General features: G+C 73.5%; 16 protein-coding genes. 4 read left to right on the forward strand and 12 right to left on the reverse strand.

Going from position 1 to position 23,549, the window contains the following annotated elements:
* The first annotated feature begins 110 nt into the window (after window positions 1-110).
* From ABT170_RS07665 to ABT170_RS07675, 3 genes are all read left to right on the forward strand, one after another.
* Window positions 111-2,768 (forward strand): alpha/beta fold hydrolase, encoded by a 2,658-nt coding sequence (locus ABT170_RS07665; RefSeq protein ID WP_351864931.1) that lies wholly within the window; start codon window positions 111-113, stop codon window positions 2,766-2,768.
* Entirely contained in the window at window positions 2,765-3,652 is an 888-nt protein-coding gene (locus ABT170_RS07670) for an ABC transporter permease (RefSeq protein ID WP_329944113.1), read from the forward strand. Before ABT170_RS07665 ends, ABT170_RS07670 begins: the two co-directional genes overlap by 4 nt.
* 126 nt (window positions 3,653-3,778) lie before the next feature.
* Window positions 3,779-5,431: a vWA domain-containing protein gene (locus ABT170_RS07675; protein ID WP_351864934.1), complete on the forward strand. Its 1,653-nt coding sequence runs from the start codon at window positions 3,779-3,781 to the stop codon at window positions 5,429-5,431.
* 138 nt (window positions 5,432-5,569) lie between these two features.
* Here ABT170_RS07675 and ABT170_RS07680 read toward each other — a convergent pair whose 3' ends face one another.
* Window positions 5,570-6,163, reverse strand: coding sequence for a GNAT family N-acetyltransferase (locus ABT170_RS07680; protein ID WP_329944111.1), 594 nt, complete (start codon window positions 6,161-6,163; stop codon window positions 5,570-5,572).
* Window positions 6,164-6,361: 198 nt separating this feature from the next.
* Between ABT170_RS07680 and ABT170_RS07685 the strand changes: the two genes are divergently transcribed.
* Window positions 6,362-7,843 (forward strand): FG-GAP-like repeat-containing protein, encoded by a 1,482-nt coding sequence (locus ABT170_RS07685; RefSeq protein WP_351864938.1) that lies wholly within the window; start codon window positions 6,362-6,364, stop codon window positions 7,841-7,843.
* A gap of 57 nt (window positions 7,844-7,900) precedes the next feature.
* On the opposite strand, the gene ABT170_RS07690 is transcribed toward ABT170_RS07685, so the two are convergent.
* From ABT170_RS07690 to ABT170_RS07740, 11 genes are all read right to left on the reverse strand, one after another.
* On the reverse strand, window positions 7,901-8,779 hold the full coding sequence (locus tag ABT170_RS07690) for a peptidoglycan-binding protein (RefSeq protein WP_329944109.1): 879 nt from the start codon (window positions 8,777-8,779) through the stop codon (window positions 7,901-7,903).
* Between the two features lie 51 nt (window positions 8,780-8,830).
* Complete coding sequence (locus ABT170_RS07695; RefSeq protein WP_351864941.1) at window positions 8,831-10,375, reverse strand: DUF6519 domain-containing protein; 1,545 nt, start codon at window positions 10,373-10,375, stop codon at window positions 8,831-8,833.
* 127 nt (window positions 10,376-10,502) lie between these two features.
* Window positions 10,503-12,695, reverse strand: a complete 2,193-nt coding sequence (locus tag ABT170_RS07700; protein WP_329944107.1) for a hypothetical protein — start codon at window positions 12,693-12,695, stop codon at window positions 10,503-10,505.
* Window positions 12,696-12,717: 22 nt separating this feature from the next.
* Window positions 12,718-16,593 (reverse strand): putative baseplate assembly protein, encoded by a 3,876-nt coding sequence (locus ABT170_RS07705; RefSeq protein ID WP_351864945.1) that lies wholly within the window; start codon window positions 16,591-16,593, stop codon window positions 12,718-12,720.
* Window positions 16,590-19,874 (reverse strand): putative baseplate assembly protein, encoded by a 3,285-nt coding sequence (locus ABT170_RS07710; RefSeq protein WP_351864948.1) that lies wholly within the window; start codon window positions 19,872-19,874, stop codon window positions 16,590-16,592. Before ABT170_RS07710 ends, ABT170_RS07705 begins: the two co-directional genes overlap by 4 nt.
* Complete coding sequence (locus ABT170_RS07715) at window positions 19,871-20,254, reverse strand: GPW/gp25 family protein (protein ID WP_329944104.1); 384 nt, start codon at window positions 20,252-20,254, stop codon at window positions 19,871-19,873. Before ABT170_RS07715 ends, ABT170_RS07710 begins: the two co-directional genes overlap by 4 nt.
* Window positions 20,251-20,595, reverse strand: coding sequence for a hypothetical protein (locus ABT170_RS07720; RefSeq protein ID WP_329944103.1), 345 nt, complete (start codon window positions 20,593-20,595; stop codon window positions 20,251-20,253). The genes ABT170_RS07715 and ABT170_RS07720 overlap by 4 nt, the downstream gene beginning before the upstream one ends.
* A gap of 152 nt (window positions 20,596-20,747) precedes the next feature.
* Complete coding sequence (locus tag ABT170_RS07725; RefSeq protein ID WP_329944102.1) at window positions 20,748-21,278, reverse strand: phage baseplate assembly protein V; 531 nt, start codon at window positions 21,276-21,278, stop codon at window positions 20,748-20,750.
* 54 nt (window positions 21,279-21,332) lie between these two features.
* Complete coding sequence (locus ABT170_RS07730; protein ID WP_351864953.1) at window positions 21,333-22,472, reverse strand: hypothetical protein; 1,140 nt, start codon at window positions 22,470-22,472, stop codon at window positions 21,333-21,335.
* On the reverse strand, window positions 22,465-22,848 hold the full coding sequence (locus ABT170_RS07735) for a LysM peptidoglycan-binding domain-containing protein (protein ID WP_351864956.1): 384 nt from the start codon (window positions 22,846-22,848) through the stop codon (window positions 22,465-22,467). The genes ABT170_RS07730 and ABT170_RS07735 overlap by 8 nt, the downstream gene beginning before the upstream one ends.
* Window positions 22,849-22,857: 9 nt before the next feature.
* Window positions 22,858-23,544: a hypothetical protein gene (locus ABT170_RS07740; RefSeq protein ID WP_266931079.1), complete on the reverse strand. Its 687-nt coding sequence runs from the start codon at window positions 23,542-23,544 to the stop codon at window positions 22,858-22,860.
* Window positions 23,545-23,549: the final 5 nt, after the last annotated feature.

Raw genomic sequence — 23,549 nt, forward strand, 5'->3', positions numbered from 1 at the left:
GGCATACCGCGTACGGAGTACGGAACCCGGAGCCCGTACCTCTCAGGGAGGCCCGGCAGCTCCCCCCGGCGGCACCCCGAACGGCGGCACCATCCGTTTAGGGTCGAGACATGGAGACCCCTACTTCCCGATGGCGGCGCCGACTGCCCCGTGGACGCGGCCGGTGGGCAGCGGCCGTCACCGCGCTCGTCGTGCTCGCGGGCGCCGGGACCTGGACCGCGGCGGCCGACGACAGCGCGCCGGACGTCCACCGCGAGGACCGGACGCTGTCGATGGACGGGGTGCCCATCGACACCTCGTACTTCACGGCGGGCGGTGCGCAGCGGCGGCCCGCCGTGCTCATCGGGCACGGCTTCGGCGGCAGCAAGGCCGACGTGAGGGCCCAGGCCGAGGAGCTGGCGGGCGCCGGATACGCCGTGCTGACGTGGTCGGCCCGCGGCTTCGGGAAGTCCGGCGGGGAGATCTCCCTGAACGCACCCGACCGCGAGGTCAGGGACGTCTCCCGGCTCATCGACTGGCTGGCCGGCCGCCCCGAGGTGGAGCTCGACGGCAAGGGCGACCCCCGCGTCGGGGTCACCGGGGCCTCGTACGGCGGGGCCGTCTCGCTGCTCGCCGCCGGGTACGACCAACGCGTCGACGCCATCGCCCCCGTCATCACCTACTGGAACCTCGCCGAAGCGCTCTTCCCCGACGGGGTCTTCAAGAAGCTCTGGGCCGGGATCTTCGTCACCACGGGCGGCGGCTGCGAGAAGTTCGAGAAGCGGCTCTGCGAGATGTACGAGCGGGTCGCCGTCAGCGGAAAGCCGGACGAGGCCGCCCGCGAGCTGCTCACCGAGCGGTCACCGGCCGCCGTCGCCGACCGGATCAAGGTCCCCGCGCTCCTGGTGCAGGGACAGAGCGACTCGCTCTTCCCGCTCGGCCAGGCCGACGACATGGCGAAGGCGATCAAGGCCAACGGCGCCCCCGTCTCCGTCGACTGGATCGCGGGCGGGCACGACGGCGGGGACCTGGAGGCCGACCGCGTCCGGAGCCGTATCGGCGGCTGGTTCGACCGCTACCTCAAGGACTCCGAGGGCGCCGACACCGGCCCCGCCTTCCGGGTCACCCGCACCGGCGGCATCGACTCCACCGACGGCGCCGCGCTCAAGCGGGGCGCGAGCGGCGACACCTACCCGGGACTGCGCGGCGGCGGCCGGGAGATCGCCCTCGACGGACGGACCGAGACGTTCCGCAACCCTGCGGGAGCCGGCCCGCCCGCCATCTCCGCCGTACCCGGCGTGGGCGGCGGACTCGCTCGGCTCTCCTCGCTCGGCGTCGGCCTGACGGTCGACTTCCCGGGCCAGTACGCCCGCTTCGACTCCGCCCCGCTCGACACCTCCGTACGGGTCACCGGGACGCCGACGGTACGGGTCCGGGTGAAGGCCGGACCGGGCAGCGGCGACGCCGTGCTGTTCGGCAAGGTGTACGACGTGTCGCCGGACGGCAAGCAGCAGGTACTGCCCGCCCAGCTCGTCGCCCCGTACCGGATCACCCCCGCCGAACAGGGCGGGCCCATCGAGCTGACCCTCCCCGCCGTCGACCACGAATTCGACTCCGGGCACCGGCTGCGCCTCGTGCTGTCCGCGACCGACCTCGGCTACGCGTCCCCCGCCGAGCCGGTCACGTACACCGTGAGCACGGACGGCCCGCTGACCGTCCCCACCGCACCCGCCGTGAGGACCGCGCCCGCCGGCCTCCCGTGGTGGACCTGGGGACTCCCGGCCGCCGCCCTCGTCATCGCCGCCGCGCTCCTGCTCACCGCGCGCCGCCGCACCGCGACCCCGGCCCCCGACCCGGAACTCACCGGCGTACCGCTGAGGATCACCGGCCTGTCGAAGAAGTACGCCAAGTCCGTCGACCGGTACGCCGTGAAGGAACTCTCCTTCCAGGTGGAGAAGGGACAGGTGCTCGGGCTCCTCGGGCCCAACGGCGCGGGCAAGACCACCACCCTGCGCATGCTGATGGGGCTCATCGCCCCCGACGAGGGCGAGATCCGCGTCTTCGGGCAGGCCATCCGGCCCGGCGCCCCCGTCCTGTCCCGGGTCGGGGCGTTCGTCGAGGGGGCGGGCTTCCTGCCGCACCTGTCCGGCCGCGCCAACCTGGAGCTCTACTGGCAGGCCACCGGCCGCCCCGCCGAGGACTCGCACATCGAGGAGGCCCTGGAGATCGCCGGCCTCGGCGACGCCCTGGCCCGCGCCGTACGCACGTACTCCCAGGGCATGCGGCAGCGGCTCGCCATCGCCCAGGCCATGCTCGGCATGCCGGACCTGCTCATCCTCGACGAACCGACCAACGGCCTCGACCCGCCCCAGATCCGCGAGATGCGTGACGTGATGATCCGGTACGCGGCCGGGGGCCGGACCGTCATCGTCTCCAGCCACCTCCTGTCCGAGGTCGAGCAGTCCTGCACCCACCTGGTCGTCATGGACCGGGGGCGGCTCGTCCAGGCCGGACCGGTCGCCGAGATCACCGGCTCGGGCGACATGCTGCTCGTCACCACGGCGGAGGAGGTGAGCGAACCGCTCGTGGAGAAGGTCTCCGCGCTGCCCGGCATCGGCTCCGCCGTCCGCACCGGCGACGGACGCGGGCTGCTCGTCCGGCTCGACGGCGCCACCGCCTCCCGCCTCGTCACCGAACTCGTCCGGCTGGACGTCCCGGTCACGGGCGTGGGGCCGCACCGCCGCCTGGAGGACGCCTTCCTCACCCTCATCTCCGGAGGATCCGCATGAGCTCCGCAGCCGACATCCGGACGGCGGCCGACCCCGCCCAGGCCCCCGGCTACCGCGCCCGGCACACCCTGCCGCTGCGCGTCGAGGCGATGCGGCAACTGCGCAGGCGCCGCACGCTGCTGATGGGCGGGGTGCTGGCCGCGCTGCCGTTCATCCTGATCATCGCCTTCGCGATCGGCGGCACGCCCGACGGCGGACCCGGCGGCGGTGACCGGCTCACGCTGATGGACACCGCGACCGCCTCCGCCGCGAACTTCGCCGCGACCTGCCTTTTCGTCTCGGCCGGGTTCCTGCTGGTGGTGCCGGTCGCCCTGTTCTGCGGGGACACCGTCGCCTCCGAGGCCGGCTGGTCCTCGCTGCGCTATCTGCTCGCCGCCCCCGTGCCCCGGACCCGGCTGCTGTGGAGCAAGCTCGTCGTCGCGCTCGGCTTCAGCCTGGCCGCGATGGTGCTGCTGCCGGTCGTCGCGCTGGCGGCGGGCGCGGCGGCGTACGGCTGGGGACCGCTGGAGCTGCCCACCGGGGGAGCGCTCGCGACCGGGGACGCGGTGCCGCGCATCGCGCTCGCCGTGGCATTCATCTTCGTCTCCCAACTGGTCACCGCCGCCCTGGCGTTCTGGCTGTCGACGAGGACCGACGCTCCGCTGGGCGCGGTCGGCGGGGCGGTCGGGCTCACCATCGTCGGCAATGTGCTGGACGCCGTCACCGCACTCGGCTCCTGGCGCGAGTTCCTGCCCGCGCACTGGCAGTTCGCCTGGGCGGACGCGCTCCAGCCGGAACTGGAGTGGGGCGGGATGGTGAAGGGCGCGGCGGTCTCGGTGACGTATGCCCTGATCCTGTTCGCGTTCGCCTTCCGGGGGTTCAGTCGTAAGGACATCGTGTCCTGAACCTGATGTTCCGCCCGGGTGGCGGTCCCCGTTGCCGCATCGAGACGCTTCCGCAACGTGTTCGTCGACTCCCCACGGCCCTCCCGCACGTCACATTCACAGTTGTCGACGATGTGGGGGATACGGATGAAGCACCGGACACGGGCCGCCGCGCTGCTGCTGGCGGGCGGAATGCTGATCACCGGATGCGGTGGCGGAACGGGCGAGGGGGCGTCGGCCGACCGCCGTACCGGCGCACGGCAGCCGCACGGGGCGACCGGCGGCGGACAGCCCGCCCCGCCCGCCCCGGGCGGGGCGCCCGGCGGCTCCGCGAAGGGGGACAGCGCCGCACGCGAGGACGGGACGGACGGGAAGCAGCGGGACATCGCACCGCCCGACTATCTGTCCACCTTCGCCCTGGACGTGGACACCGCCAGCTACGGCTACGCCCGCCGCACCCTGGGCGACGGCAGGCTGCCGGAGCCCGGGACCGTACGGCCCGAGGAGTTCGTCAACAGCTTCCGGCAGGGCTACGAGCGGCCCGAGGGCAACGGCTTCTCGGTGACCGTCGACGGAGCACGGGCCGGCGGAGGGACCGGCGGGGCGTCGGACGGGAAGTCCGGTGAGGACTCCGGCAAGGGGGCCGGAGACTGGTCCCTGGTACGGGTCGGCCTGGCCACCAGAGCGGCGCGGCCGAGCGGTGAACGCCCGCCCGCCGCCCTCACCTTCGTCGTCGACATCTCCGGGTCCATGGCCGAACCGGGCCGGCTGGACCTGGCGAAGAAGTCCCTGACGATCCTCACCGACGAACTGCGCGACGACGACGCGGTCTCCCTGGTCACCTTCAGCGACGAGGCCGAGACCCGGCTGCCGATGACCCGGCTCCAGGGCAACCGGAACCGGATCCGCGAGGCGGTCGAGGAGATGGAACCGGCCGACTCCACCAACGTCGACGCCGGCATCCGGCGCGGCTACGAGGAGGCGGTCAAGGGCCGCCGCAAGGGCGCGAACAACCGTGTCGTGCTGCTCTCCGACGCCCTCGCCAACACGGGGGAGACCGAGGCCGACGCCATCCTGGAACGGATCGGCGACGCCCGCCGCGAGCACGGCATCACGCTCTTCGGCGTCGGGGTCGGCAGCGACTACGGCGACGCGCTGATGGAGCGCCTCACCAACAAGGGCGACGGGCACACCACGTACATCGCCGACGAGGAGCAGGCCCGCAAGGTCTTCGTCGACCAGCTGCCCGCCCATGTGGAGCTGACGGCGCGGGACGCCAAGGCCCAGGTCGCCTTCGACCGCGAGACCGTCCAGCAGTTCCGGCTGATCGGTTACGAGAACCGCAAGGTCGCCGACGAGGACTTCCGCGACGACGGTGTCGACGGCGGAGAGGTCGGCCCCGGCCACACGGTGACCGCGCTCTACGCCGTGCGGCTGCGCGAGGGCGCGTCCGGCCATGTGGCGACGGCCACGGTGCGCTGGCTGGACCCCAGGACCCGGAAGGCCCATGAGAGGACCGGCTCCGTGGGGAGCGGGGCGATCGACGGCGCGCTGTGGGGCGGACCGGGCAAGCGGCTCCAGGTGGCGGCGGTGGCGGCCTACTTCGCCGAGAGTCTGCGCGGCGGCGAGCTGCCGGGCTCGCCCGGCCTCGGTGAACTCGCCTCCCGGGCCTCGGAACTGGCGCAGGAGACCGAGGACGACTCGGTACGGAAGCTGGCGACGGCGATCGGCCGGGCCGACCGGCTCAGGAACGGCGAGGAGCCGAAGAGCGGCGACGGGACGGAGGGCGAGATCGGCTGACACCCGGCGCGTCCGGGCGAGGGGCGGGGGCGGGCGCACACGGCTGCGGGTGAAGGGTGTTCCAGCGGGAGGCCCGCTGGAACACCCTCCACCCGGTCCGTACGGCGCTCTCGCCCGCGGCCCTCGTCCCGCCGGCCGTCACACCGCAGCCGCCTCCGGGTCCGCCGTGGGGTCCGCTGCCGGGAGGCCCGGGTGCCGGGGACCGAGGAACACGACGAGCCCCGCCCTGCCCGGTACGGGCGTGGCGTGGCGGTGCCATCCGGCGCGCTCGTACAGCCGCAGCGCCGCCTTCGCCCGTGCCGAGGTCAGCAGCCAGCAGCGGCCGTCCACGGCGGGGCCCGTCACCGCCGCCAGCAGGGCCCTGCCCAGTCCGGTGCCGTGCGCCCGTGGGCTGACGGCCAGCTCGTCCACCTCAAGGGCCCCGCACAGCAGCGCCGTTGCCCGGTCGGGGCCCAGGGCCTCGGCGACCTGTCCGTAACTGCGGTCGCGGGGGAAGACCTCCGGCGTGGTCCAGGCGGTGGCGAAGCCGGTCACGGCCTCCCCGTCCAGGGCCACCGCCGCCGTGAATCCCGGCCTCGCCGCGTCCTGGGCGAGCCGCTCCAGGTAACCGTCCGCCGCCTCGGGGTCCTCGTGCCAGGGCGGGGCGGAGAACGCCTCCGCGTACACGGCGCGGACGCCCTCGGCGTAGCCGCGCAGCGCCTCCACCGTCACGAGCCCGACCTGTGGGGTCACCGGGTCGCTCCTTCGTCCGGGGTCGGTAACAGGGAACAAGATAGGCGTACTTGTCCGGAACGGTACGCAACCCCCGGACCGGCCGGCCCGTCTCACCGGGTACGAACCGCTGTGCTACCCCCGTACAGCAGACACCGGCGGAACGCCCGACGAACAACCCGAGAACGATCTCCGCACACGTCAGCAGAAGGAGTCCCTGTGGCATCCCGAGCACTCGGTACCGGTGTGGTCCTGGCCATCGCCGTCGCCTCCGCCGCCCTCACCCTGCCCACGGCCCAGGCAGCCCCGGCAGCCCCGGCCGCACCCGAGCGGGCGTCCGCCCCGGCCGGCCCCCACTCCGACTTCAACGGCGACGGCTACGCCGACGTCGCGTTCGCCGCCCCCGGTGCCACGGTCAAGGGCTTCGCGGGCGCCGGGTACGTCGGCGTCGCCTACGGGTCCAGCACCGGCATCAAGAACTCCGTCAAGAAGGTCTTCACCCAGAGCACGGCCGGGATCCCCGGCACCCCGGAAGCGGGGGACGCCTTCGGCGGCTCGGTGGTCTCCGCCGACCTCGACCGGGACGGCTACGCGGACCTGGTGGTCGGCTCCCCGGGCGAGAGGATCGGCACCGCCGGGCGCGCGGGTTCGCTGACCGTCATCTGGGGCGGTGCGGGCGGACTGGCGGGCGGGGCGACCGTACTGAACGGTGAGGAGTACGACAACGCGGGAGCTCACCTGGCGACGGGGGACCTCAACGGTGACGGCGCCCCGGACCTCGCGCTCGTCCGCGACCACGATCTCCAGAGTCTCCTGGGCCCGTTCACCCGGGACGGCCTCGCGTCCGCCACCACCGAGCGGCCCGACATGGAGGACCGGCGCTACCTGGACCTGGCGGCGGGCGACGTCGACGGCGACGGGCGCGACGACCTCGTCGCCGCCGTCCACAGCGGCGACGAGTTCGACGACCGCCGCATCCTCATCAGCAACGGCAGCCCCGCCGGTCCGGGCGAGTACACCCGGGTGAAGGGCGCCGACGGCTACTCCCTGGAGGGCGGCGAGCACCTCGCCGTCGGCAACGTCAACGGTGACAAGTACGCCGACATCGCCGTCGGACGCGCGATCGACGGCTACGACAGCGACCTCGACCTGCCGCTCGCCAAGGGCGGCATGCTGACCTACGTCCAGGGCAGCGCCACCGGGCCGCAGGGCACCAGGGCCAAGGTCTTCAACCAGGACTCGGCGGGCGTCCCGGGAGCGGCGGAGCACTCCGACGGCTTCGGTACGTCCGTCGCGATCGGCGACACGAACGGCGACGGCTTCGGCGAGATCGCCGTGGGCGTCCCGAACGAGGCGCTCGGCACGGTCCAGCGGGCGGGCGGCATCGTGATCATGCCCGGTACGGCTTCCGGCCCGACGGGTACCGGCACCAAGGGCTTCAACCAGAGCACGCCGGATGTCACGGGCACCGCGGAGAAGGGCGACCTGTTCGGCGGGGCCGCCGCCTTCGTGGACCTCGACAAGGACGGCCGGTCCGAACTGGCCGTCGGCGCCCCCGGCGAGGACACGGGCGCGGGCTCGCTGTGGTTCTTCCCCGCCACCGCCTCCGGGCCGGCCGCCAAGGGATCCGTCAGCTTCGGCCACGGGACGCTGGGCACGGTGGCGGCGAAGGCCGCCCTGGGGAGCTCGTTCAACCGCTGACGGCGCGCGGGCCCCGGTTCCGGGTCCGGAATCAGAACCCGGAACCGGGGCCGCGGATCAGACGTTCGGGACCTTGAGCCTGGCCCAGCTCTCCTTGCCCGGGATGCCGTCCGCCCCGGAGCCGGAATAACCGAGCTTGCGCTGCCAGGCGGCGTACGACTTCCTGTCGGCCTCCGACCAGGACGGGCCGGGGCCCACCTCGTAACGCCCGCAGCCCTCGGACACCAGCCGCTTGCCCATCGCCGTGATGACCGCGCTGCGTCTGCCCGCCTTGAAGAACGCCGCCCCGGGGAACGGTTCGTACTTCGGCTTGGAGGGTGGCTTCGACGGGCCGTCCGGCTTGCCCCCCAGGCGTGACTTGATCCGGCTGCGCATCGAGTCCATCGTGAATCCGCGTGGATCGACCTTTCCCGGCTGCCACTCCTTGTGCCCGATCACCGAGCGCTGCGACCAGCCGTGCGCCCGGCAGATCGCGGCGGCGGCCTTCTCGATCGCCTCCAGCTGCGCGGCCGGCCACGGATCCTTCCCGTCGCCGAGGTTGACGCACTCGAAACCGTAGAAGTGCCGGTTGCCGTCCGTATTGGCCTCGTTGTCGGAGGGCAGGGAACCCGCTTCATTGACCACGGCCCGCAGGACGTCGTCGTCGCCGAGCCCGGCATGGTTGGCCCGTCCGTTCCCGACGAGATGGACCGAGCCGTCCTTGGCTATGACCCCGTGGCAGAGCGGACCGGGCAGGCTGGAGTGGCCGTTGTAGCAGAGTTCCACCGAACTCTGCGTCCCCGATGTCACGGTGTGATGGATCATCACCCCGTTCACCGGGCCCCACGGGCCCTTGTGATTGCGGTTGTGCGTACGCCAGCTCCGGTGCTCGACGACACGCAGGCCTTCGTCACGAAGGGCTTTGAGCAGCTTGTCGGCCGACAGAGGCGTTGCCATCGTGGTGCTCCTTCCCAGGTGGTGCGGTGGTTCGACGCTCTCGATTGTGCGTCAGTTCTCGCTCGTCTCCTGATCGTTTTGCCCCGAAACGACAGGTGCTGAACCGTTGTCGGCCGCCTGTTCGGCGGCCACCGCCTCCTCCTCGGCCCGGGTCTCCGCCGCCAGGGCCTCCTCGTCCGCCGCCGGAATCGGCGCGGCCAGCGGCCCGAACGTCTGCCGGAGATCGGCCACCGACCCCTCGCCGAGGATCCAGGCCAGCGGCGCGTAGTGGACCCGTACCCCGTGCGGCGGGCGCAGCAGCGGGCGCCGGGCCGCGTCCGCCGGCCACTCGACGCCGCCCGTCGCCGTACGGGCGGGGACCGTCCAGAAGTCGCCGGAGCGGTAGGTCCCTCCCGCCTCGAAGTACACGAACACGCCGTCCTCCAGGGGCAGCCAGGCCCCCTCCTCGATCCGCAGCGCGCCGTCACGCACCTTCGAGGGCCCCTTGCCCCGGCGGGTCGGGGGGCGGTGGTCCCAGCGCCGCAGATACGGGTTCAGCTCGGGGCGCCGGCCCACGAAGGGCTCGGGCTCGCCGGAGAGCCGCACCCGGCGTCCCGGCAGATCGAGCTCCTCCACCCGCAGCAGCGGCAGCGGTTCACGCCGGCTGGTGTAGGCGGTGTCGACGAACTCCACCAGGTCGCCCACGTTCAGGTCGAGCTTGTCGTCGTACCCGAGGGAGGCCAGCTCCACCCAGGTGCCGTCCAGTTCCTCGACCGGGAAGGTCACCGAGCCGTTCTCCCTGGACCACTTGAACGTGGCGTCCTTCGCCGCACCGCCCTGGTGGACCTCCACCCGGTACAGCTGGTTCTCCGGCCCCCGGTAGCGGGCGTCCGGCCTGACCAGGCACGGGTCCTCGTCCGCCCGGTCCGGCCGCTCACTGCGGGCCGCCAGCCGGGCCGTCGGGTCCTGCGCCGCCGCCCAGGCGTCGAACGCCGCCCGCACCTCGTCCTTCGTCGCCCCGTCCGCGAGCTCCAGCTCCGCACCGGGCAGTGGTACGACCTGCCACACCACCTTCACCCGGGCCGCCGTGTCGGGCATCGCCGTACCCAGCGCCACCTCGCGCAGCAACGGGTCCTCGGCGGCGGTGACCGCACGCTCCCACACCTTCAGGCAGGCCAGGTACGGGAACCGGGTGGGCAGCCGGTCGCCGGGGCGCTCCGGGTCCCGGTAGCCGTCCGGCTGGTCCCAGTAGGTCCAGGTCGCGGGGGCGGCGGCCGGAGCCTCGTCGTCCGGTGCGGCGGCTCCGGCCTCGGCCGGGACGCCCGGCTCCGGCCTGGTCGCGTCCAGCAGGATGCCGTCCACGTAGTAGCGGCCGCCGCCCAGGGAGAGGTCGTCCAGCTCCCGGCTGCCGCCCAGGAACGTCACCTCGAAGCCGGTCGCGCCGCGCGGGCCTCCGTGCCGCCCGATCAGGTCGGCGGCGGTGGTACGGGCCCGGTGGAGCTGGATCGCGGCCTGCTCGTTGGCGTCCGCGTCCAGCTGGACGCGGCCCTGCTGGGCGAGCACCGCCGAGTAGTGCCGGTCCGGGCGGAAGGTGTCGCGGGAGAGATCTGCGTGCATGGGAAGGGGTCCCCCTCGGAGGTTCGGCGGTCTGAAGAAGTCGGGTGGGGCGAACGGGCCGGGTGGCCGTGGTGGTGGTCGGACCGGGCGGCCGGGCCGGTCCGTGCGCCCGGCCGCCCGGCGCCGGTCAGGTGACGGGAAAGATCCCGGCGTCCGTACCGGCCGGGGTGTACTCGGCGAGCCGCGCCCGCAGGCTGTCCTCGCGCTGCGGTTCGTACAGGTTGTGGAAGACGCCCATCTCCGAGCCGTCGTCGGCGCCCCGGCGGATCTGCCACGGACCGCCGTCCGCGAGCCGCCCGTACGCGGGGGTGCCGTACCGCTCGCCGCTCAGCAGCGGACGCACCTCCTGCGCACGGTCGGCACCCACCAGGTCGGGCTGGCAGCGGTGCCGGCGCGGGGTGCGGGAGCCGGGCGGCACGTACGAGAACCGCAGACAGCCGATGCCCCGCCGCACCACCCGCAACCGCCCGGTGAAGACGCTGTTCTCGGCGATCTCCACGGCGTGCGTGTGCACCTCGCCGATGACCGTCGTGCGGTGGGCGTGCAGTACGGCGTGGGCGTGACGGCAGTCCGGGGCGGACAGGGCCGCCCGGTCGTGGCCGGTGGCGTCCAGGACGCTGTCGCGGAGGTGGATGGCCGGGGGGTCGTGGCTGACCTCGTCGCCGATCACCTCGATCGTGCCGAGGATGCTGTGGTCCACCGAGACGCACGCGGTGGTCCGGTCCAGGACGAGGCTCGGCTCCTGAGGGGAGTGCGGGTCGCACTCCGGTTCCAGCGACCAGCCGGGCACCAGGGTGCAGTGCCGCAGCACGACCGCGCCGACGGGACCGCTGACATGGAGCCCGCGCCCGGTGACCAGCAGCCCGTCCAGCACGATGCGCGGCGCGTCCCCGCCCCCGTGGGCGCCGGTGGGGCCGTCGTCCTCCCGTGCCCGGATGTTGAGGGCGTCGGGCCGGTTGCTGTACCAGTCGAGCAGCCGGATCACCGGGCGGCAGCCCTCGGCGGCCCGCAGCTCCAGCCGTTCGCCGCGGTCGAGTTCGAAGTCCAGCTGCTCCTGATAGGCGCCGCTGTGCGTGATCTCGATGATGCCCTCGGCCCCGCGGTGGCCCGCCGACCGGTCCGCGCGCCACCGCTCGTACGCGTCCATGATCCGCTGGAACGCCTGGCCCGGACCCACCCGGTAGATCCGGGCGGTGGGCGGGGTGATCCGCTCGCGCGGGTACTCGCCGCCGCCGATGTCGTCGCCCGCGGCGTAGTGGTAGGTGACCCAGACCCCCTGCCGGGGTGCCGAACGGGACCCGAAGGCGATCCGCCCCAGCACCGGGTCGACGGCCACCGAGCCGAGCCTGGGCCGGTAGCGCCAGTCCGACAGGTCCGCCACGACGATGTCCGACATCGGCACCGGCTCGTCCTGCCCGTCCCGCCAGACGGTGAAGCTCTTGCCCGGCCCGTAGTAGTCCGCGAGCCGGTCGGAGAGCTGACGCCGCCTGATGAACGCGGGCACGTTGTCGACCGTCGCGAGATGCGTGGCCGAGGGCTCCGGCACCGGACGCGTCACCAGCGGGCTGTCGTTGCCCAGGATCGAGAACGTGTACAGGCTGCGGGCCCGGTCGACGCAGTACGCCGGTGCCCGGGTCACGTGGTACGGCTTGAGCCGCCACACGTACAGCCCGATCCCGGCGGGGGAGTGACCGCCGCTCCGGCGCGCCGAACCCGCCCTGCGTACGTCGGCCGACCTGGCCATCCCGTCGAACGGACCGCCCGCCAGGTCCAGTTGGCCACCGCGGCGGACATCGGCCAGCCGGCCCCGGGACAGCCTGCGTACGTCGGCGGACGGCGCCCCGGTCCCGTACAGCTTCACCGGCTGCTGGTGGGAGACCAGCCGGGAGAGCTCCACCGCCCTGGACGGCCACCCGGCGACCTCCTGCGCCAGCTCCTCCAGCAGCGCGAGGGTGCCCTTGCGGCGGCGGTTGGCGACCGTCGAGGCGACATCGCGGCGCGGCGCGAGCGCCTCGGCGAGCCGGGTGCGGGCCTCGGCGTCGCCCGGTCCGCCCCGCCCGCCGCCGAGCCCGGCGGCCTGGACCCGCTCGTAGCCGGGCAGCGGCCGGTAGCCCACCAGATCGCCGAGGTACGGCAGCACCCAGGGCGCGGCCGTCTCCACGAAGAGGTCCTCGTAGCTCTGCTCGACCCCGTCGCGCACCCGGTCGGCCTGTTCGGCGATCACCGCGAGCAGTGCGCGCAACGGCTCACCGCCCTCGGCGTCCCGCAGCCGGTGCCACTGCGGGAGCAGCTCCGCGAGTCCGTCCGGTTCCCTGCTCATGCGGCGCTCCCTTCCTGGGTGTTCATGCGGTGACCTCCGTCAGGATCAGCGTGTCCGGGACGTCCGGCGACAGCAGGACCAGCTGCGCGGGCCGGATGCCGCGGAAGACGAACACCGCGCGGCCCTTCGCGAGCGGCCGGGTGTCGGTGATGTCCGGGTTGAGGCGGAGCAGTTCATCGAGGCCGATGCCGTACCGGGCGGCGACGGAGGTGAGCGTCTCGCCCTCCGGCGCGGTGACCCGGTGCACGTCCTCGTCGTAGGCCGCGAGCCGCGCCGCGACCGTGCGCCGCGGCCGGGCCAGGGACTCGGCGAGCGCGGGCAGGTCCTCGGGGGTGAAGGACGCGGGCACCCCGCCGAAGACGTCCACGTCCACATGGCAGACGCCGGGCACCGAGTGGGCCGTGGCCAGCACGTCCGACAGGTGCGCGGGGCTGCCCAGCTCGCGCCGGGCGGGGCCGAACCGGGCCAGCAGGGCCTGGCGCAGCCGGGGTTCGACCAGCTGCCAGCTGTGGTCGCGGGCCACCTTCACCTTCGCCGCGAGCAGCAGCAGGACCGTTTCGCGCACCTGTACCCGCACCGGCAGCCGGGAGTCGCCGTACCGGGCGAGCGAGGAGCGCAGCGCGGTGAGCACGTCGGAGTCCTCGGCGACCGGGATGTCCGCCACCCCGGCGACCGTCACATGCAGCAGCCGCCGCCTGCCGTCGAAGACCTCGCGCGCCGCCGCCCGGCCGATCCCGGCCCGGGAGCGGGCGAAGTCCTCGTAGTCGGCGACCGACACCAGTCGGTCCAGTGCCGACACGGCGAGCGGGACCGTGGACCGGGTCAGGGCGGGGCCGTCCGCGTCCGCGCCGCCCGTCGCGGGCTGCGGATTGGTGACCCCGGTGACACCCAGCGGCCGGGTGACCGCCTGGGTGATCCGGTCCGCCCGGACGTTGGCGGCCCGGCCGGTCCCGAAGCGGTAGCGGGCCCGGACGTTCTCGTGGCCGGTGGGCAGCCGGGCCCCGTGCACCCCGTCGCCGAAGGTCACCGTCGTCCGGCCGCCCGACACCCCGCCGACGTAGACGCGCTCGCGCGGTCCCCGCCCGGCGAGGCTGTCCACCTCGTGCCACAGCAGCCCGTCCACCCGCACTTCGAGGGCCGGGACGGCCCCCAGCGGATTGTCGGCGGGCAGCCAGGTCAGCGGCGACTGCCACAGCGCGAACGTCTGGTTGGCCCGGTCGGCGTCCCCGCTGCCGATCGGCTCCTCCCGGCTCTCGCCATGGGTGGCCGCCACCACATTGCCCCGGACCCGCACGGTGGCCCGCCGGTAGCGGTGGACCAGATCCGTCGTCAGCGTCAGCCGGGTGTGCACATGGTCGCCGGGCACCAGCGGGTCCAGCACCTGCTCGACCTCCGCGACCGTCACCAGTTCGGTGCCGGGAACGGCGGGTACGTCCGCGCGCTCCCCGGACACGATCAGCTGCCGCCCCGGACGCAGTCCGTCGTACAGCTCGGCCAGCTCCAGTTCGTTGCCGTGCACGTCCTCGCCGAGCGGTTCCTCGGCGAGCCGCAGGGGCTGACCGCCCGCGTGCACGGCCGTGTCGCGGATCGTGGAGAGCAGCACGTCGTGCTCGTCGAGCCAGGGATCGGCCAGCGTCAGCTCCGTACCTCGGCCCGTGATGCCGAAGTCGGTGTACACGGCGGTGCGTACGGCGGTGACCCGGGTGGTGACGGAGCGGAGATCCGGGTCGCCCGGGATGCCGTCCGGCCCCTCGGCCCCCTTGCGGGGGCGCTCGATCGCGATCCAGCTGCCGACCGTGACCGAGTCCTGGACCGAGTCGAGGGAGATCACCCGCCGGTTCGCGGGCTCCGGCACCGAAGCGATGCCGATCACCACGTTGGCCGGTTCGCTGCCCACCGTGTAGCGGACGGTCAGTTCATAGCCGTCGTGCCGGACCTGCTCATGGTCGCCGGGCGCCAGACGCCACTCCCTGGGCTCGCCGTTGTGCACGACGACATGGACCCGGCCGTCCTCACCGGGACGGGACACGAAGAGCGTCCGCTCGGGCAGCCCCTCGTGCAAGCGCGCGGTGACGCCCGGCTCCTGCGAGTCGGCGGGCCGCCGCTGGAGCCAGCTCAGGTCGTGGTCCTGAGCGGCCCGTGCCGTCACCGTGACCCGGCCGGGGCCGAGCTCGAACGTCGTCTCGGCCTGGAGGTTCTCCGACTGCTGGACCGATGAACCGGTCTCCGTGTACTGGAACTCCGCCCGCACCGGGACCCGGCCCGCCGTGTCGAACACGACCCGCATCGTCGTCAGGGCCGAGCCGGTCAGCGGCCAGTCGGCCTGCCTGATCACCCGCCCCCGGGCGTCCTGCACCGGCCGCAGCGGCGCCATCGCCCCGAACGGGGACGTCGTCACCCGCAGCGCCTGCACCTCGTGGAGCAGCGCGGGCACGGTCGGCGCGGACTGCCGCCACGCCGGATACATCCCGTCGGCGATCCGCGGGTCGAGCGCCGCCAGCAGCCGAGCCCCCAGGTCCGGGCCGGGCGCGGCCAGCCGGTCCGCGCCGGGGACCGGCGACCCGGCCCGTCCGGCAGCGCCTGAACCGGCGTGCGAACCGGGGCGTACGACTCCGTCGCGCAGCGCCGGAAGCACCGCACCGAGCGCCCGCAGCGCCGCCGGAGCGGCCGGGAGCGCGCGGCGGAGCGCCTCGGGCGCGGGCCGCGACGGTTCCAGGTCGGCCGCCTGCGCGATCACCTCGCCGACCATCGCCTCCAACCGCTCGAACCAGGCGGCGACGTCCTCGTGCGCACGGGCCACGGCCTGCGCCTCGGCCAGCCGCTCGTGCGGCCCGGCCAGCCGTGCCGCGAGACGGGCGGGTGAGGCGATGGTGTCCAGGTCCGCCCGCAGCGGGGCCAGTACCTGGGCGTCGAACTCCTCGATGTACCGGCTGACCGGACGCGGATTGGGGTTGTCCGGCGTGGGCTCGCCGTCCTCGACCGCCCGCTCGTCCTCCGTGATCCACTCCCGGAGCAGGTCCACCAGTTCGGAGAGGGTCGGCGGGGCGGACTGCTGGAGCCCGATGCCCGTCACGTCCTCCTCGCGGTCGACCCGGAGCCGGGCGACGGTCCGGATCAGCCGTTTCCCCGGCTCCTGCCCGCCCAGGCCGTCCGAGCCGTCCGTCACGTCCTGTCCCGGGTCGCCGGTCGGGTCCTGTCCCGGGTCGCCCGCCCGTCCGTCCGGCGCGCCCTGCTGTCCCTTGAAGACGAACAGCAGCCGGTCACCGGGTGTCAGCCCCGTCGTCGTGCCCGCGACCTGGATCTCCGAACGCCCGGTCAGATCCTCCTCGGTCAGCAGCGAGGGCCTGCGCCGGCGCACGGCCAGCTCGTTCCACGACGCGCGGGCCGTGAGATCGGCGGAGGTCTCGAAGACCTGCGACTCGTCCTCGGAGGTGAGCGGAACGCTGTTGCTGCGCGCCCCGCGCGGGATCACCACCTCCACGTCCGCGTCCCGCGGATCACGGTCCAGGGTGTACGCGAGATGGGTGTCGGCGGCGATCCCCGGCCGCGGCCGGTGCCCCACCAGCCGGCCGAGCAGCGCCAGCGAGCGGTGCTCGTTCGCGGTGCGCAGATACGCCTCCTCCACGATCCGCTCGGAGTGGAAGGTGAGCAGATCACCGACGACGGCCCAGGAGTCCAGGAGTCCGATCGCCGGATCGTCCGGGGTCCGGACCGTCAGCCCCCGCAGCGCCGGATAGGCGGGGGAGGCCAGCCGGTCCTTCATGGCCGCCAGGAACGAGCCGTACTCCCCGACCCGGTAGTCCAGGGACGTGCGCCCCGGCGGGTTGTACAGGGGCGCGGGCGCCCGGCGCTCGTCATGTCCGCCGCAGCCGCAGCCGCAGTCGTACGCGCCGCTCATCGGGTACCTCCGGCGAGCTCGATGGTCAGCCGGCCGTTCTCGGGCCGGTCGGGGTCGTTGTCGCACCGTGCGACCTCCAGCGCGCCGAGCCGCAGCACGCCCGCCGCCAGGGCCGGGTCGTCGTCCCGGCCGTACTCCGCGTCGCCGTCGCCGTCGCCGTTGCCGTCACCGTTGCCGGAGGCGTCGTCGCTGCCCCCGCGGAAGAGGTCGCCGCCGTGCCCGGCGCCGTCGTCGCGGTCGGTCCCGTCGTCGAAGAGCCGCCGCAGCCGGGTCACCGTCACGCTCTCCACGCCCTGCACGGCCGCTGCCGCCGCCACCAGGGCGCTCAGCCGCACCGGCTCACCGAAAACCAGCGCGTCGGGATGGAAGAACCCGGGCCGCCCGCCCGGCAACCGCCCGCTGCCCAGCAGCCGGTACAGCTCCGCCAGGATCTGCCCGTGCTGATGGCCGGGCGCCGCACACACCGACAGAGCGATGTCCAGCGGTACGTTCCTGGCCGGGCCGACCACCAGGTCATGGCCGATACGCCGGTAGCTCTCCAGCTCGTACGCCACCGCGTCGAGCAGCTCCGGCGCAGGCTCCCCGGCCCCCAGCGCGTCGACGGCGACATGCGCCTCCTGCACACTGCCCGTCCAGCGGATCTCCGCCGCCGCGCGCTGCACCCCCGGCAGCGCGGACGCCAGCGCCGCGTAGTCCTCGGCGGTCACCGCCCGCTGCCGGCTGCGCTTCAGATCGAGCGGAGCCAACTGACGTACCTGCTCCAGCGGTTCCGGCTCCGTACCTCCCACGGCGGGCAGCGGATTGCGCACCCCCGCCACCGGCATCGCCTCCCCGGAGTCCTCGGCCTCCGGATCGCGGTGCAACACCAGATGGTTCACGGCCTCCGCACCGACATTGCCCGCCGTACCGCCGCCGAGCCGGTAGTGCAGTTCGAGCCGGGCACCGGGGCCCGGCCGGGCCCCGTGGCGGCCGTCGCCGAAGCGCAGCGCGATCCGCCCGTCGTCCTCCAGCTCACCGACCAGATGCCGGTCCCGGTGCCCGCTGGACAGCAGATCCCGGCGCGCCGTCCACACCGCTTCACCGTCCACCGCCGTCACCGAGGGCAGCGCGGCCCGCGGATCCTGCACCAGGGCCGCCGCCGGACCCCGCAGCACGGGCGCGTCCGGACGCAGCCCGGCCGCATAGCCGGGTCCCCAACTCCTGGCGATCTCCCAGGCGATGCCCGCGTCCAGCACCGATCCCGCCCGCGCCCGTGCCGTCAGCACATCGAGCCTGCGCAGCTTCGGCGCCAGCAGCCGAGGACTGCGGTGCAGCAGCTCCCGCAGCGCCCGTACCGGATGGAGGTGCAGCTCCAGATGCTCCAGCACCCGCAGCCCGAAGAGCACGGTCAGCTCATCGATCTCCGCCTCCGCCAGCCCGTCGTGGTCACGGGCGCCGCGCCACAGCTCCACCAGCCGCTCCCGCACCCGTCCGGGCACGGCGGCCAGCCGGTCGGCCTGCCCGGCCGACACATGCTCCGGCAGCGGGAACGGTGCCGCCTGGACGACGGGGGAGCGCTGGAGCACCGGCCGGAACCGGGGCCGGACACCGGGATAGACGCTCTGCGCCAGCAGCGTCGCCAGCGCCTCCGCCTGCTCGTACGCCGTGTCCGGTACGACCTTCTCGCGCCGCCGCCCGGCCAGCTCCAGACCGATCCCGGCGCGCGTCACCTCCGCCTCACCGGCCAGCGCGGACAGCTCACGCACCTGGTCGGCGGTCAACAGCCGTCCGCGCCGGGTCTGTTCCAGGCGTGCCACGACGAGCCGAGCCGTCGCGTTGCCCGCGTCGGTGTCCCCGCAATCGAAACCCGAGGGCTCGCAGGAACCGAGCACGGCGGGCTCCGGCGGCACGGTCACCGTCTCCGGCGGCGCCCCCGCGAACGTCAGCGACCTGCCGTGGTCGACCAGGACCATATTGCCCCGCGCCACGCTCACATCCGCCACCGGCTCACAGCCCGGCCCGCCCCGGGTCGACAGACACAACGGGAACGCCAGCGCGTCCTCCCGCGCCCAGCCGACCTCCAGCACGGGCTGCCCGGAGAGCCGGTCCACGCCCGGCGTGAGCGAGGTCAGCCGTACGGCCTGCCGGTGCGCGGGGTCCGCGTCACCGGGCGTACCCGAACGCGCCCCGCGCACCTCCTCGAAGACCAGCAGATCGCCCGGCGCCAGGGCCAGCGCCCGCACCGTGCACTTCTTGTCGGCCCACTCGTCGCGCAGCGTCGCCGACACCGCGCCCTTCGGCAGGGCGCACACCTCGTCGCCCCACGTCCAGAACCGGACGGTGTTGTGCGCGGGCCGCAGCTCGGCCGGCTCCCCGGCCACCACCGGCTCGAAGACCTCCACCGAACCGCGCTCGGCCAGCACCGCCAGATCGCGGTCCTCGATGACGGTGCCCATCTCCGGCCGGTCGCGCGGCCCCAGCGTACGGACATCGACGGCGGCGAACCGGAACGTCCCCGGCCGCAGCGTCATCCGCTTCGTCACCTCGACGGTGACCAGCGTCCGGGCATTGCACCCGTCGTGCATCGGATAGTCGATCAGCCGTACGTGACGCCGCACCGACACCCGCCTGCGGGCGGTGTCCAGATACGCCTCGGTGGCCACCGCGTCCTGCTGATAGCTGATCCGGTCCGCCGTGTGCGCCAGCAGCTCGACGAGCGTGACACCCAGATCGGCCGGGTTGCGCTCCACCCACCCCGGCGTGGTCAGCGCCAGCCGGTCCAGGACGAGCCGGCGCACCGACTCGTAGTCGCGCGCCGTGTAGTCGATGACGGGCGCTTCGGTCCGGGGACCGGGGTCGGCGCCCGCCGACCCGTCCACGCAGTCGAAGGGCGTCGGGCAGTCCGGCCGGAAGGTGAACTCGGCCCCGAAGTACCGCTGGTCGAAACCGGGGAACGGCTCCGTACCCGGCCGCCCGTACGGATCGGTGTCCACCACCGACAGCCGGTAGCGCGAGGTGTCCCCGGTCCGGTCGACCGTCACGAGCAGCCGGTCGTCCAGCTCCGGATCCTCCTCGCGCTCCACGGCCACCTCGACCGCCTCGATCCCGGTGATCCGCCGGCCGCCGTCGATCCGGATGTTCTCCGGGCACAGCCCGTGCGGCGCCTTGCCGAGAAACGTCACCGTCAGCGTCAGCCCGTCGTCACCGGCCTCCACCGCGTCCACGCCGCCGAGCCGCGCCGCACGCACCTTGCCGCGCCTGCCGTCGGTGCGGCAGACCAACTCCCTGCTCGGGCTGCTCATGCGGGCCCGCTCCCTTCGAACACCTCGTCGCGCCGGCTCCCGGTGGAGCGCACCACATAGCGCAGATACACCCGGACCACGTTCTCCTCGCTCACCACGTCGAGGGCTTCCACCTCGATCAGCTCACCCAGCCAGCGCTGCAACGAGGCCTGCACCGACAGCTCCAGGGCCGAAGCCAGCTCCGGACTGTTCGGTGTGAAGACCAGATCCAGCAGCCCGCAGCCGAAGTCCGGCCGCATCACCCGCTCGCCCGGACTGGTGAACAGCAACTGCTCGACCAGATCGCGCACATGGTCGTCGTACGGGGCGTGCGCAGCGCGCCCACGCCGGTCGACGCGGAACGGGAACGCGATGTCGTCGCGTACGGTCCTCGCCCTCATGCGCAGCTCACCCCCCGCGGCGCGGCGGCGACGGACGGCGCCCCCTGCGGCACGAGTGCCGCGCCGAAGCACTGCGCCGCACTCGTGTGCAGCAGCACGGGCATGCCGTCGACGAGGACGCCGCCCGGCTGCGGGCTCCACCGGACGGTGGTGCACGGATGCGGCACCCCGTCGACGGTGTGCGGGCACCCGTGCACGGCGAAGACATCGGCGGCCGTGTGGACGGGCAGCCCGTCCAGCCGCACGGCGGCGGGCCGCGCGGCGGTGACGGATGCCCGGCCGCCGTGCGGGCAGGTGAGCGTGGCGGCGGCGCTGACGATGGTCCCTGAGCGTGTGGACAAGAGTCCTCTCCCCGTCATTCCTTCTCGTTGCGATCGGCTGGGGCTGCGGCGGCAGCTGCGCGGCTGCGGGTACGGCGGAAGCTGCGCGGCTACGGCTACGGCTGCGGGTACGGCCACGGGCGGCATGGCCCACGGGTGCGGGCGGGGCGCGGCTACGGCTTCCTGGGCACGACCAGCCGGCCGTCGTTGATGTTGACCTCGCCACCGGTCAGCACGACCGAGGCCCCCTGTCCGTCGGCGATCGTCACGCCCTTCTCGTCGAGCTGGATGTACGCCCCGCTCGCGGCCTGGAGCCGGATGCCCCGGCCCCCGTCCGGCACGTCGCCCATCACGAACTTGTGCTTGTCGGAGGTCTGGATCACCACGTTCTGGTGAGCGGCGGAACCGGTCAGCGCGTCGGGCGGCAACTCCTGGCTGTCCCCGTACCAGCACCCGGTCCAGATGGGGAAGCTGACCTCGCCCTGCTCGAACTCCACCCACACCCCGGCCCCGACGGCGGGCACCACGTACTGCCCCGACTGCGGCCCGGTGAACGGCAGACAGGGCATGGCCCATGTGGACGTCTCGTTGCCCAGGACGTCCGGCACCTTGACCGTGACCCGCCCGATCCTCAGCGGATCGTCATTGCTCACCACCCGCCCCCGGAACTTGCCGAGAAACCGGTTGTTCGGTCCTGCAGCCATGCGAAGCTCTCCTGGTCCATTTCCGCTGTTGCGGGCTCTGCCGCCTCTGCTGGCCTACGGCCGTACGGTGTCGCCGCGGGCGATCAGCCCTTCGCGCGACAGCGTGAAGTTCTGCTGGTACGAACCGGGTCTGATGTTGTGCGTGACGGACTTGACGAAGTAGTCGCCGTCGTACGTCACCCCGGCGCCACGGACCCCGACCAGCTCGCGCGGACGCAGGATGTACCCGTGCCGGTTCACGTCCAGGGACCCGGAACCGGAGATGGCGTCCGCCGACAGCGCGGCCCGCGCCAGCAGTTCGGCCTGCGCCTGCCCCGACTCCCGCTTCGCCGTGCCGGACAGCGTGCGGCGCTTCAGCGCGGGTGTGGCCCGGCGGCCCAGCGGCGGGCGCAGCGGCCCGATGTCGGGCTGCGGCAGCAGCCGGCTGTCCCGGGTGGCCGGGTCCTGCACCCGGGCCTGCGGCTCCTCGCGGGCCGTCCCGTCGTACGCGAACGTCAACTGGTCCACCGTCGAGTTGACGTCCATGTTCACGTTGAGCGCGTGCTGCCGCTGCCCGAGCCGGGCCTCCGGGCCCCACACGGCGACCGAGCGGCCGGGGCGCGGCCCCGGTTCCAGGTAGAAGGTGTACCCGTTGGCCCGCGCCAGCTCGTTCACGTAACTCAGGTCGGTGCCCGACTGGTAGTCGACCCGGAGCCGCTCGTGCGGGGGCTGCTCGATCTTCTCCTGGAAGACATGGGGCTCGATGCCGTAGTCGGCGTACCGGGACAGGATGCGCGCGACGCGCCCCGAGGGCCGCAGATTGGGATAGCGGTCGGTGCGCTCCTCCAGGTCCATCAGGAGGGTCAGATCCTCACCGGTCACGGTGAGGGTGGAGTGCCCCGGCTGATTGCTGGCGCCGACCTCCTGCCGCACGATCAGCCCGTCGAGCAGCACCCAGGCGGTGCCCTTCACACTCACACTGAGGATCACCCGGGTCTTCGGATCGAAGAACCCCTCGGGCAGCAGCTGCCGGGACAGCGCACCCTGCTTGGTCAGGTCGAACGCCAGCTGGAACCCGCTGCGTTCACCGGCCGTCGCGGTGATCTGCGCCGACAGCAGCGCCTCGGTGACCTCCGGCGGAACGGGCCGGGTCAGCCGCGGCCCCGCCTCCAGCGTGATGTGGATGGGCCCGCCCCCCACGGGCTGATCAGACATACCGCGCCCCCGCCCCCGCTCCCGGGAAGCCCCCCGCGTGCGGGACCGCGATGACCCGCCCCGCCTCCTCGGTCAGCTCGTACGGATCCAGCACGGGATTGGCGTCGGCGATCTGCCACCACTGCCCCGGGTCCCCGAGGTAGTGCTGCGCCAGCAGATCGGGCCGCTCCCCGCTGCTGACGGTGTGCGGCGCGGTCTCGTCGTCCACGGCGTCGCTCAGCGGAGGCAGCAACCGCCGCTTGGTGTACCGCACCTCGGTCCCGTCGGCCATCCGGTGCACCCCGATCTCGGCGTCGTGGTACCGGCTGGAGCGCGGATAGGGGTGGGCGCCGGGAATGGCGTCCAGCGCGTTCTCGTACGGCTCGATGTCGGCCATGGCCTCGACTCAGCCCCTCCCCATGACGGTGTTGCCCCCGGCCAGCCCCAACGAGGCGAGCCCCCCACTGCGCGCGGCCCTGGCGAGCCGCTCCTTCTGCGCGAGATGCGCCATGTACAGATCGGCCCCGCGGTGCCCGGCCGGCAGATCGCTGACGCTGAGCACCTTCATGCCGATGCTGAGGCTCGCCCGGATCGGGTTGAGGTTCACGTCGAACGCGGACTCGTTGATGGCCAGTTCGGTGATCCGCACGGGCATCACGCGCTTGCTGCCCCAGGTGAAGAGGGTCAGCGGCATCTCGATCGGGCTGATCTCGATGGTCCCCTTCTTGGACAGCCGGCTCGCCTCCCGGAGCTGCGCGGTGGTGGGATGCACGAGCATTTCGAGGGTGGCCAGCTCCGGATGGATGCCATCGGGGGCGGCCACCTCGAACTGATCGGTGGCATCGATCTCGGCGGTGAACTTCCAGGTCTCCTGAGCGGGCCCCTTGAGCCGAAGGGCCTCGTTCCGGTCCCCGGACCCGCTCCCGCCACCGCCGGAGTCCCCACTACCGCCTGCGGATTGGGGCGCGAGGGAGCGTTCGAGGGTGTCGGGGTTGAACTGGAGCACGATGATGCGCTGGGGCGTGCCGCGCTCGGGATCGACGACGACTATGCCGGAGCGGATGGGTTTGGGGATGTCCGCGTAGCGGGTCATGAAGT

Source organism: Streptomyces sp. NPDC001787, assembly GCF_040297465.1.
Classification (GTDB): Bacteria; Actinomycetota; Actinomycetes; order Streptomycetales; family Streptomycetaceae; genus Streptomyces.

Excerpts from the sequence above, each read along its gene's own strand:
- ABT170_RS07665 (WP_351864931.1), top strand. The coding sequence starts at position 111 with ATGGAGACCCCTACTTCCCGATGGCGGCGCCGACTGCCCCGTGGACGC.
- ABT170_RS07670 (WP_329944113.1), top strand. The coding sequence starts at position 2,765 with ATGAGCTCCGCAGCCGACATCCGGACGGCGGCCGACCCCGCCCAGGCC.
- ABT170_RS07675 (WP_351864934.1), top strand. The coding sequence starts at position 3,779 with ATGAAGCACCGGACACGGGCCGCCGCGCTGCTGCTGGCGGGCGGAATG.
- ABT170_RS07690 (WP_329944109.1), bottom strand. The coding sequence starts at position 8,779 with ATGGCAACGCCTCTGTCGGCCGACAAGCTGCTCAAAGCCCTTCGTGAC.
- ABT170_RS07695 (WP_351864941.1), bottom strand. The coding sequence starts at position 10,375 with ATGCACGCAGATCTCTCCCGCGACACCTTCCGCCCGGACCGGCACTAC.
- ABT170_RS07700 (WP_329944107.1), bottom strand. The coding sequence starts at position 12,695 with ATGAGCAGGGAACCGGACGGACTCGCGGAGCTGCTCCCGCAGTGGCAC.
- ABT170_RS07705 (WP_351864945.1), bottom strand. The coding sequence starts at position 16,593 with ATGAGCGGCGCGTACGACTGCGGCTGCGGCTGCGGCGGACATGACGAG.
- ABT170_RS07710 (WP_351864948.1), bottom strand. The coding sequence starts at position 19,874 with ATGAGCAGCCCGAGCAGGGAGTTGGTCTGCCGCACCGACGGCAGGCGC.
- ABT170_RS07715 (WP_329944104.1), bottom strand. The coding sequence starts at position 20,254 with ATGAGGGCGAGGACCGTACGCGACGACATCGCGTTCCCGTTCCGCGTC.
- ABT170_RS07725 (WP_329944102.1), bottom strand. The coding sequence starts at position 21,278 with ATGGCTGCAGGACCGAACAACCGGTTTCTCGGCAAGTTCCGGGGGCGG.
- ABT170_RS07730 (WP_351864953.1), bottom strand. The coding sequence starts at position 22,472 with ATGTCTGATCAGCCCGTGGGGGGCGGGCCCATCCACATCACGCTGGAG.
- ABT170_RS07735 (WP_351864956.1), bottom strand. The coding sequence starts at position 22,848 with ATGGCCGACATCGAGCCGTACGAGAACGCGCTGGACGCCATTCCCGGC.
- ABT170_RS07740 (WP_266931079.1), bottom strand. The coding sequence starts at position 23,544 with ATGACCCGCTACGCGGACATCCCCAAACCCATCCGCTCCGGCATAGTC.